The organism is Streptomyces shenzhenensis (assembly GCF_021462265.1).
Taxonomy (GTDB): domain Bacteria; phylum Actinomycetota; class Actinomycetes; order Streptomycetales; family Streptomycetaceae; genus Streptomyces; species Streptomyces shenzhenensis.
Genome location: NZ_JAJONF010000099.1, coordinates 1 through 9,769 on the forward strand (window position 1 = coordinate 1; position 9,769 = coordinate 9,769).

Genomic DNA, 9,769 nt, shown 5'->3' on the forward strand with positions numbered 1-9,769 from the left:
CATCCTCACCGGCGACCCGGTAGACCTGGCGTGCGCCATCGACCACGACGGTCCGTGCCTCGCCCACGGGGCTCCCGTGGGTCGCTCGGCGCCCGGGACTGTGTTTCACAGTGTTCATACCCGCACGATGCAGTGAGGGCGGGGAAAGTTCGACCGGCCGTCGAACTTTGTTTCAGCGGCGGCGCGGGTGAAACAGGCGCAGCTTGCTGACACGACCCTGGTTCAGGAGGTGCACCCAGACGACGCCGGGCGGGCAGTGAAAGGGGTCTTCCGGTGGGTTGAGCAGAGCGGCCTCCCAGATAACCACCTCGCGGCCGGCCACCACGTTCAGCAGTTCGTGGCGTACACCGTCGGACAGGTCGTGATCGAACGCGGTGGGCAAGTGGTCGACGCCCGTGTGTTTGCCAGTCGGCCATGTCACGTCCGCCTGTGGGGACCACCATTCGGACAGGGCCGAGGCGAACTGGCCACGGTGAGCGGCCACCAGGATCTCCTCGGCCAGCCGTCGATGCAGTCTGTTCCTGACCGTGGCGTCGTCGTACGCCCGGTCGGCCGAGCCCAGCAGTGCGCCGACCATCTTCGTACGCGCCTGGTTGAGCCGGCTGCGCACCGTGCCGATCGGCGTCTCGCACAGTGCCGCTATGTCCTCGTAGGACGTGACGTCGGTGAAGTAGCGCAGCATCGTCACCAGTTGCAGCCTCGGGGACAGGTCCTCCAGCGCGTTCCACACCCAGTCCCGCAGCGAGTGGTGGTCAAGCACCTCGGCTGGGTCGGGCGGACCGTCCGACCGGTCCATCGCGACGCCCCCTGCGACTTCGGCCACAGGAACCGCGGACATCCTGCGTAGCTGGGCGCGGCACACATTGCGCACCACCATTCCCAGCCACGGGCCGACCGCCTCCGGGTCCCGTATGTCACCGAACCGGCGCAGCGCGATGAGTGCCGCTTCCTGCACGGCGTCCTCTGCATCTTGGCTGTGGCCCAGCAAAGCGAGCGCGATCGCATACATGCGCGCTCGGTGCCTGGCAAGCAGCAGGCCGAGCGAGCCGGCGTCGCCAGCCTGAGCGGCACGCACCAGATCGAAGTCCCGCGGAGCCCCGCCCATCAGAAGATCGGCCATACCATGACAATATCTTCCAGGCGTCGCCGAGATGGCAGCGCCCCCAGTCACCGCGTCATCGATCCCCCCGCCGGACAGGCGGCCCAATGCTTCTACGTGTTGATCCAGTCGGCGTCTTCGACGGCACCCCTCAAGTCCCGGTGGCACCTCCATCGTTGTCGATCGACAGGGGGCAACAGTCGTGCCGGTCGGAAGGCCGGCGGATCTCCTGCAGGGCTACGAAGAAGACGACCAGGGGACCGCCCCTCCTGCGCAGCCTTGCACCTGCACCTATAGAGACATGAAGCAGATGACATCAAATATTTGGATGGCGCAGGGCATTTCCTTAAGGAATCCTGAGGTAAGGCCTGAAGGTTTTGCCCGTCATGACACATGAGCACACCACATCTGCGACAACCCACGAGGCGGTCACTCGGACCCCCAGGACACCCCTCGGGCTGTACGCGCTCTCTCTGGCCAGTTTCGCCGTCGGCCTGGCGGAGTTCGTGATTGCCGGCCTGCTGCCGGACGTGGCCGCCGATCTGTCGGTCAGTGCCGCCGGCGCGGGCGTTTTGGTGACGACGTACGCGGTGGGCATCATCGTGGGCGCCCTCGCCCTGACCACGGCCTTCAGCCGGATTCCGCCGAAGTCGGCCCTGGTGCAGATCGGCGTCATCTTCATCATCGGTAACCTTCTGAGCGCACTGGGCCCGAACTTCGAGGTCGTCCTCGCGGGACGGATCATCGCCGGGATGACCAACGGGGCGTTCCTCGGCATGGGCATCGTCGTCGCCGTCAGCCTTGCCGACGCACGAAACCAAGGCCGGGCTGTCGCCACGATGCTGGGCGGCCTGACGCTCGCGAACGTGCTCGGCGTGCCGCTCGGCACCGCGCTCGGGCAGCAGTTCGGGTGGCGGGTCGTCTTCGGCGTCATTGTGGCCCTCGCCGTCGCCGCAACCCTGGCCATCGTCGCGGTCGTCCCCCACGTGGCGTCCGCGCCGACGAGTTCCCTCGCCGATCTGCGACACCTGTTCAACCGGCAGGCTCTCTTGGCGATGGGCATCGCGACGTTCGGGTTCGGCGGCATGTTCGGCGCCTTCACCTATGTGGCGCTGACGCTCACGAAGGTCTCGGGCTACCCCACCAGCGCTGTTCCCTGGCTGCTCGTGCTCTTCGGCATCGGCCTCGTGGTCGGCAACGCGCTGGCAGGCCGACTGGTCGACCGCGCCCTGGACGCCACCCTGGCAGGGTCGCTCATGGGCCTGCTGACCGTGCAGATCCTCCTCGGGTGGCTCGCCGGTCATCCTGTCGTAGCGGCGATCTCGCTGGGCCTCATGGGAATGTTCGGCTTCGCCGCCGCGCCCGGCTACCAGCAGAAGGTGATGCGACATGCGCGCGCCGCCGGGGCGATCGCGTCCGGCGCCCCGGTCGCGGCGGTGAACCTCGGCAACGCGCTCGGCTCGTGGATCGGCGGACTCCTGATCACAGCCGGGCTCGGCTACACCTCCCCCATCTGGATGGGCGCGGCGGCTACCGGACTCGCCCTCGTTCTCCTGGCTGTCGCCGCCCGCACTGCGCTCAAGACGGCACAGTGACCCCGACCGCCCGAGCCGCCGCACGCACAAGAGGCATGGCGACGACTGAGATCCTCGGCATCGCCCGTCCGAGGAGTTTCCGACCCGTTGCGCCACCGCTGGCGGACAACCCCGTCCACGCGCGGCCGGGCGACCGCATCCGCGAGATGTTCCGTCTCGTGGGCAAGGTCGCCGCCCCCTCCCCATCGCCGAACTCGATGATGCCGAGCGAGCCGCGCTCGACCATGGCGTGACCCCTACGGCGCGCACAGGGCCACGCCTGCGCATCGGCTCGCGCCTGTGGTCCACCGTGCTCTCTCGCCCGCTGCCTGCGCGACTGGCCGAAGGCCGTGGCTTCGATGAGGCGCCCGGACGAGGACGTGGCATTCAAAAAAGCTATGGACTGCCGTCAACTCATGAATGACTTCGAGGGAACACCAGGCAGCCCCTGATCGCTGCACACCACATGGCTTCCCGCCCGCAGCGAGCGGGAAGCGTCTTACACGAGAGAGAAGGCTTCCATGTCACAGGTATTCGTTACGGGTGGCTCGGGCTTCATCGGACGGGCCCTGATCCGCCGGCTTGTCGGAGAAGGCCATACGGTCAGCGCACTGGTCCGCAGCGAAGCGTCGGCCGACAAGGTCGCGGCCCTCGGCGCGAAGCCGGTGCAGGGCCAGTTGACGGAGCCCGCCAGCTGGCAGGACGCGGTGGCAGGCAGCGACGTACTGTTCCACCTCGCCGCCGAGACAGACATCACCGCCGACCGCGAGCGCCAAGAGCAGGTGACGGTCGGTGGCACCCGAGCGGCTGTGGAAGCAGCCCGTACCGCGGGGGTCGCCACCTTCGTCAACTGTGGCAGCGAGGCCGCGCTCCTGGCCGGCGAACCGCTGCTGGACGTGGACGAGACCGCACCGCTGCGGCCGGACTCGGAAGCCGCCTACAGCGCGGTCAAGGCCATCGCCGAGCAGGTCGTGCTGGACGCCGACGCACCGGGCTTCACCACCGTCTCCATACGGCCGCGGTTCGTCTGGGGCCCTGACAGCAGCCTGACCGAAGGCCTGGCCGCTGCGGCCAAGGCCGGGCAGTTCGCCTGGATCGACGGCGGCCGGCACACCACCGATGTGACGTACGTGGACAACGCCGTCGAGGGCTTGATACGCGGATGGCAGCACGGCCGGCCGGGGCAGGCGTACTTCGTCACCGACCAGCATCCGGTCATCCTGCGGGATTTCCTGGAGACAGTTTTCTCACTCTACGGTGTCGACGCGCCCATCCCCGACATGGACGCCGAGACCGCCGCCCATGTGGTGCCGGTACCCGCCCGGTGGTTCATCGGACAGTCGTGCACGCTGCGCACCGACAAAGCCGTGACCGAACTGGGATACCGGCCCATCGTCGCGCATGCCGCGGGTTTCGCCGCCGTGAAGGAAGCGCTCGCCTCCGACGCCGCGTGACGGCCGGACGGCGTTGTACCTGACCGTGATGTCCGCCCTACCCGGGTGGTGGAGCCGGTGCAGGTGGGTGAACGCCGAACCCGAGGGGCTGCTGTCCGATCCGGTGAGCACTGTCGTTCAACGGGCCCTCGCGCCATGCCCTTCTCCGTGGGTCAGCGCGATGGGTTCCGGTACGACCGCGGGCATGGATCCGGCGCTGCTCGAGTGCCCGGCCGTCGTGTGTGGTCGGGCGCGCCGGTGTGGGTGGGTCCGGTCAGCGGTGAACCTGGACCCAGGGATCGCCGGACGGCTCCGCGCGGCGGCCTCGCCGGCCGGGCCGGAACGGGGCGGGTATGAGAAAGATAGGGTGCGGTCGCGTGATGCGTCTTGCGGTTCTTGGTCCTGTCCGTGCATGGCGGCAGGACGAAGAGGTCGATCTCGGGTCTCCACAGCAGCGTGGATTACTCGCGCTGCTGCTCTTGCACGAAGGGCGCCCAGTGGCGACCGAGGCGATTGTGGAGGCCTTGTGGGGCGAGCACGGGCCTCGAGGCGCTCGGGGCACCGTTCGCACCTACGTCTATCGTCTGCGCCCGATTCTCGGTGACATGGCAGTCATCGAATCGACCGGCAGTGGCTACCGTCTCACCGTTCATGACGGGACTTTCGACCTGAGGAGGTTCCGGGAGCTGACCGCCCAGGCTCACCGGGCGCGCCGCGCCGGCGCCACGGCGAGTGCCGCCGATCTCCTGCGTCAAGCCCTCGGCACGTGGCAGGGACCGGCCCTGTCGGGTGTCCGGGGCCCCTTCTTCGACCTCGAGCGTGACCGGCTGGAGGAACTGAGGCTGGCTGCTCTGGAAGAAGTGTTCGATCTTGAGCTGGAGGTCGGCGGGCAGTCTGATCTGACGTCCGAGATACGGGCAGCCGTGAGGGAGCACCCGCTGCGGGAGCGGCTGCACGAACAGCTCATGCTGTCGTTGTTCCGTGCCGGCCGCCGGGCCGAGGCTCTGGCCGCCTTCCAGCACACACGGCGGCTCCTGCGCGACGAGCTGGGCGTGGACCCCGGGCCGGCACTTCGGTCTCTCCACGACCGTATCCTGCGCGAGGGTGAGGACTCGCCCGCCCCTGCAGGCCGTGAGCTGTCCTCGCCCCTCGCGCCCGCGCCGGCTCAGCTCCCGGCGGACCTGGCAGTGTTCACCGGGCGCCGCGCAGAGATCGCGGAACTGTCCGTGAGGCTGCGTGATGCCGCGCACGCTCCGGTCGTCGGCATCACGGGTCTGGGCGGGATGGGCAAGACGGCGCTCGCCGTGCGCGTTGCGCACACCCAACGCCACCTGTTTCCCGATGGGCAGCTCTTCGCCGACCTCGGCGGGGTCAAGGATCCGGCCGGCCCGCTGGAGGTGCTCGGCCAGTTCTTGCGTGCGGTCGGGGTGTCCCGGCTGCCGGCATCGCTGGACGAACGTGCCGCGCTGTGGCGTACGACGGTGTCCGGCCGTCGCCTGCTGATCGTCCTGGACGCGGCATCCAGCGGTGAGCAGGTGCGTCCCCTGCTGCCGGCCTCCCCCGGCTGTGCCGTCATCATGACCAGTCCGCGCCGCATCATCGACCTGCCCGGCATCCCCTGGCTGCGTCTTGGCGTTCTGCAGCCCGAGGACGCGCTGCAACTGCTCGCCGCCATCTCCGGGACCCGGCGGGTGTTCGCAGAGCAGGAAGCGGCCAGTCGCCTGGTGCAGGCCTGCTCCTGCCAGCCGCTCTCGGTGCATGTGGCGGCCGCCCGGTTGGATGCCCGGCCGTCGTGGACGATCGACCAGATCCTGGCCCAACTCGAGGACGATCTGCGCCAGCCGGTCGTCATGCATGAGGACTGCAAGATCGTCGACAGGCCGTTCCGTGAGGCCCAGGCGCGCATGGACACCTTCCACCGCAACGCCTTCCACCTCGCCGCCGTTCCCGACTGCGGCCGGCTGGATGCCGATATGGCCGCGGCAGTGCTCGACCTGCCGGTCAACGAAGCCACTGCCGTCATGGAAGCCCTCGTCGACGCTCATGTGGTGGAGATCGGCGAGAACGGCGACTACCACTTCCTCGGGCTCGTCAAGGCGTTCGCGAGGCGCCAGGCCCTCAACGGGCTGGGACACGAGCACTGTCAGCATGCGCTGCAACGGCTGCTGCGCCACTGCCTGACCGGCAAGAACACGGTCGGCGAAGAGGACCTGCGCGCGGTACTGGACCAGATCACCGATCTTCCGGACGCTCTCGCGGAAATGGTGTCGCTCTCGCTGCCCTGATTCCCGCAGTGGCGGCGCGAGGCGACGCACCCGCCCGGGCCCCGCGTCACGCGCGGTGAGAATCGTGCGGAAGACGACCCCTGCGGCCCATGGGTGAAACGCCCACGTCGACACGCCATCGACGCCATGTCGACACGCGCTCGATGCAATGTACGCATGCTCGATCCACTCAAGCGCGCCGGTCTGGCAGCGCAGATCACCGGGCCCGTACTCGGACCGGAAGACGAAGGGTTCGCCGCGGAGTGCGCGCCCTTCAACCTTGCCGTGGCCCACCGCCCTTGCGTCGTTGTCGGAGCCGCGAACAGTACCGACGTGCAAGTCGCCGTTCGCTTCGCCGCACAGCGGCGTCTGCCGGTCGCCGTCATGGCCACCGGCCACCAGGCGACAATCCCGGCCGATGACGCGGTCCTCATCACCACTCACCGCATGGCGCAGGTGAGCATCGACCCCGCAGCCCGCACAGCCCGCGTGACGGCGGGAGCCCGCTGGCAGCAAGTGATCGACGCGGCGACCCCGTTCGGGCTTGCCCCGCTCAACGGCTCCTCACCGCTCGTCGGAGTCATCGGCTACACCCTCGGCGGAGGCTTGAGCCCCACCATGGGCCGCGCTCACGGGTGGGCAGCCGACCACGTCACCTCCCTGGAGGTCGTGACAGCCGACGGCGAGTTGCGCTGTGTCGACGCCGCGTCGGAACCCGACTTGTTCTGGGCACTGCGCGGCGGCAAGAGCAACTTCGGTGTCGTCACCGCAATGGAGTTCGCCCTCTTCCCGGTGGAACAGCTGTGGGCAGGCGGACTCTTCTTCGACGGTGCCGACGCAGCAGCCGTTCTGCACGCCTATGCCCAGGTCACGTCCGGGGCCCCGGACGAGTTGACCTCATCGATCGCCCTGCTGCGCCTGCCGGCCCTGCCCGGCGTGCCCGACTTCCTCGCCGACCGGTTCGCCGTGCACGTCCGCATTTCCTACCTCGGCCCGGCAGCCGAGGCCACCGAGCTGGTTGCGCCGCTGCGGGCGGCCGCGCCTGTCCTCGCGGACACTCTGGGTCCGATGCCGTACGCGTCCTTCGCGCAGATCCACAACGATCCGACAGATCCTGCACCGTTCATGGAGCGCACCGCGATGCTGCACTCACTGACCGCCGAGGCCGTCGAGGAGATCCTGGCCGCCGCGGGCCCGACGGCCGACTGCCCGGTGCACTTCGTCGAGTTGCGTCACCTTGGCGGCGCCCTGGCCCGGACCGCGGACAACGCCGTCGGGCACCGGGACGCCCAGTTCGCACTCTGGATCGTGGGTGTCGGGGCGCCCGATGCCTTCACCGCGATGAACGCCTACGCCGATGAGGTTCTGCAGCGGATGCGCCCCTGGTCCACCGGCGGACGCTACCTGAACTTCATGGCCGCCCAGGACACCGAAGCCTCCGACGTGAGCGCCGCCTACGACGAAGCCGACTACCGCAGGCTCCGCAGCATCAAAAGGCGCTTCGACCCGGACAACCTCTTCCGCCTGAACCACAACATTCCCCCCGAGGAGCGCCCGATGCCCGACGACAAACTGCAGCTTCTGATCGACCACACCGCGATCGCCGATGCACTGCACCGCTACACGGCCGGGCTCGACCACGGCGACGCCGATCTGCTCACCTCGTCACTGACCGAGGACGCCGTGGTCGACCTGTCACCGGCCACGAGCAAGATCGGTTTCGACTTCCCCGCGCTCAAGCCGCGCGACACCGTCGTGGGAGCGCTCATCCCGGCGGTCGGCCCGCTCGACACCAGTCACGTGATCAGCAACATCCGCGCCACCGTGCACGGCGACACCGCCCACGTGAACTGCTACGCGATGGCTCAGCACTACCTGCCTCAGGAAGGCCCCAAGCCGGACCGGACCCGGCACGCGCTGATGATGAACCGCTACGACGCGGACCTGACGCGCGACGGAAGCACATGGCGCATCAGCCGGCTGACGATCGACAACGCCTGGTTCGAGGGCGACGCAACCGTCCTGCTTCCCGGCGACTGACCTCAGGGCGAGACGGTCTCACCAGGGTGGCGCCCTCCCTCTGCAGGGCGCCGCTCCGGTGCTGCCGGGCCCCATCGACACTGCCGCAGACACGGGCCGCACCCCCTCACCCACGAAACCGCCCCTGGCGGGCCGGCTGCACCCAAGCCTTCAATGCCCGCACTCCACGATCCGTTCGGGAGCGTTCTGCGTGTCCACCACCCCCGATGAGCCCCACCCTCCCCAGCGCTCACACTCCGACAGCGTCCAGGGACGGCTCGAAGCCCTCATGCGGGACTTCCGCCACGGCGCGTGGCAGCCGACCGGTCTCGAGCATCGCCTGGCCGAGCTCCTTGCGCGGTCGGCCGCCGGGACCGGGTCGCTCAGCGCGGTCAGCATCCGGGCCGCGGTATGGGAGGACTCGATGGCTGCCGTCCACGAAAACGGCGGACGTTTCATCACCCTTCTGGCCTACACGGGCGCAACCCGCGCAACTACCTGGCCCTTCTCGGCCTCGCCGCCGCCGTCTACTGCTACAAACGCCACGTCAGCGCGCCCACGATCGACCATGGCGGGAACCTGTCCGCCCGGTGAATTCGTGACCATGACGATGACGAGAGCGGAGGGAACCGGTCGGGCAGGAAGGACCTGGGCGAGGTGACGGAAGAACTGCGCTTCGCTGTGCTCGGGGCGGTCCGTGTGTACCGGGGCGACGCCGAACTTCACGTCGGCCCACCGCAACTGCGGGCCATGCTGGCGGTACTGCTCCTGCGACCGGGGCACACCGCGTCGAAGACACAACTGGTGGACGCGTTGTGGGGCCCCACGCCCCCCAGCAAGGCCACCACCACGATCCGCACCTACGCCTGGCAGTTGCGCAGACTTCTGGAACCGGACCGCGCCACGCCGAGTGTGCTCGTGTCGGTCGGCGACGGCTACCGGCTGGTCGTGCCGCCGTCCGCGCCCGATGTCGGGCAGGCCGAATCGCTCACGCGTGAAGCGGCGCAGGCGCGTGCCTCGGGGCGGTTGGAGGAGGCCAGCGACCGGCTCGTCCGCGCATTCGACCTATGGCAGGGGGAGACGCTGGCCGGAGTGCCCGGCCCCTTCGCCATGCGGCAGCGTGACCGACTCGAGGAATTACGCGTCGCCCTGCTGGAGGAACGTTTCGACCTGGACCTGGCCCTCGGCCGCCATCGCCAGGTCATTCCCGGCCTGACGGAGCTCACGGCCATGCACCCCCTGCGCGAGCGTCCGTACGGGCTGTTGATGCGCGCGCTCTACGGGGCGGGCAGGCAGGCCGACGCGCTCGCGGTGTTCAGCGGTGTCAGGAAACTGCTGCTGGAGGAGCAGGGCATCGACCCGGGGCCCGAACTGAGCACG

General features: G+C 69.0%; 7 protein-coding genes. 6 read left to right on the forward strand and 1 reads right to left on the reverse strand.

The genetic code is table 11. The features are described from left to right. Window positions 1-172: 172 nt before the first annotated feature. Entirely contained in the window at window positions 173-1,120 is a 948-nt protein-coding gene (locus tag LQ326_RS46300) for an RNA polymerase sigma factor (protein ID WP_234545232.1), read from the reverse strand. Between the two features lie 365 nt (window positions 1,121-1,485). Between LQ326_RS46300 and LQ326_RS46305 the strand changes: the two genes are divergently transcribed. The 6 genes from LQ326_RS46305 to LQ326_RS46330 form a co-directional block, all read left to right on the forward strand. Continuing rightward, on the forward strand, window positions 1,486-2,694 hold the full coding sequence (locus LQ326_RS46305; RefSeq protein ID WP_234545233.1) for an MFS transporter: 1,209 nt from the start codon (window positions 1,486-1,488) through the stop codon (window positions 2,692-2,694). Window positions 2,695-2,729: 35 nt separating this feature from the next. After that, window positions 2,730-2,927, forward strand: a complete 198-nt coding sequence (locus tag LQ326_RS46310; RefSeq protein WP_234545234.1) for a hypothetical protein — start codon at window positions 2,730-2,732, stop codon at window positions 2,925-2,927. A 267-nt stretch (window positions 2,928-3,194) separates the two neighbouring features. Next, window positions 3,195-4,127 (forward strand): NAD-dependent epimerase/dehydratase family protein, encoded by a 933-nt coding sequence (locus LQ326_RS46315; protein ID WP_234545235.1) that lies wholly within the window; start codon window positions 3,195-3,197, stop codon window positions 4,125-4,127. 359 nt (window positions 4,128-4,486) lie between these two features. Then, window positions 4,487-6,391, forward strand: coding sequence for an AfsR/SARP family transcriptional regulator (locus LQ326_RS46320; RefSeq protein WP_268208436.1), 1,905 nt, complete (start codon window positions 4,487-4,489; stop codon window positions 6,389-6,391). A gap of 156 nt (window positions 6,392-6,547) precedes the next feature. After that, window positions 6,548-8,410 carry a nuclear transport factor 2 family protein gene (locus LQ326_RS46325; RefSeq protein WP_268208435.1) on the forward strand — a complete coding sequence of 621 codons (1,863 nt, stop codon included), beginning with the start codon at window positions 6,548-6,550 and terminating at the stop codon, window positions 8,408-8,410. A gap of 636 nt (window positions 8,411-9,046) precedes the next feature. Next, a partial coding sequence (locus LQ326_RS46330; protein ID WP_234545238.1) for an AfsR/SARP family transcriptional regulator occupies window positions 9,047-9,769 on the forward strand: 723 nt, incomplete at its 3' end.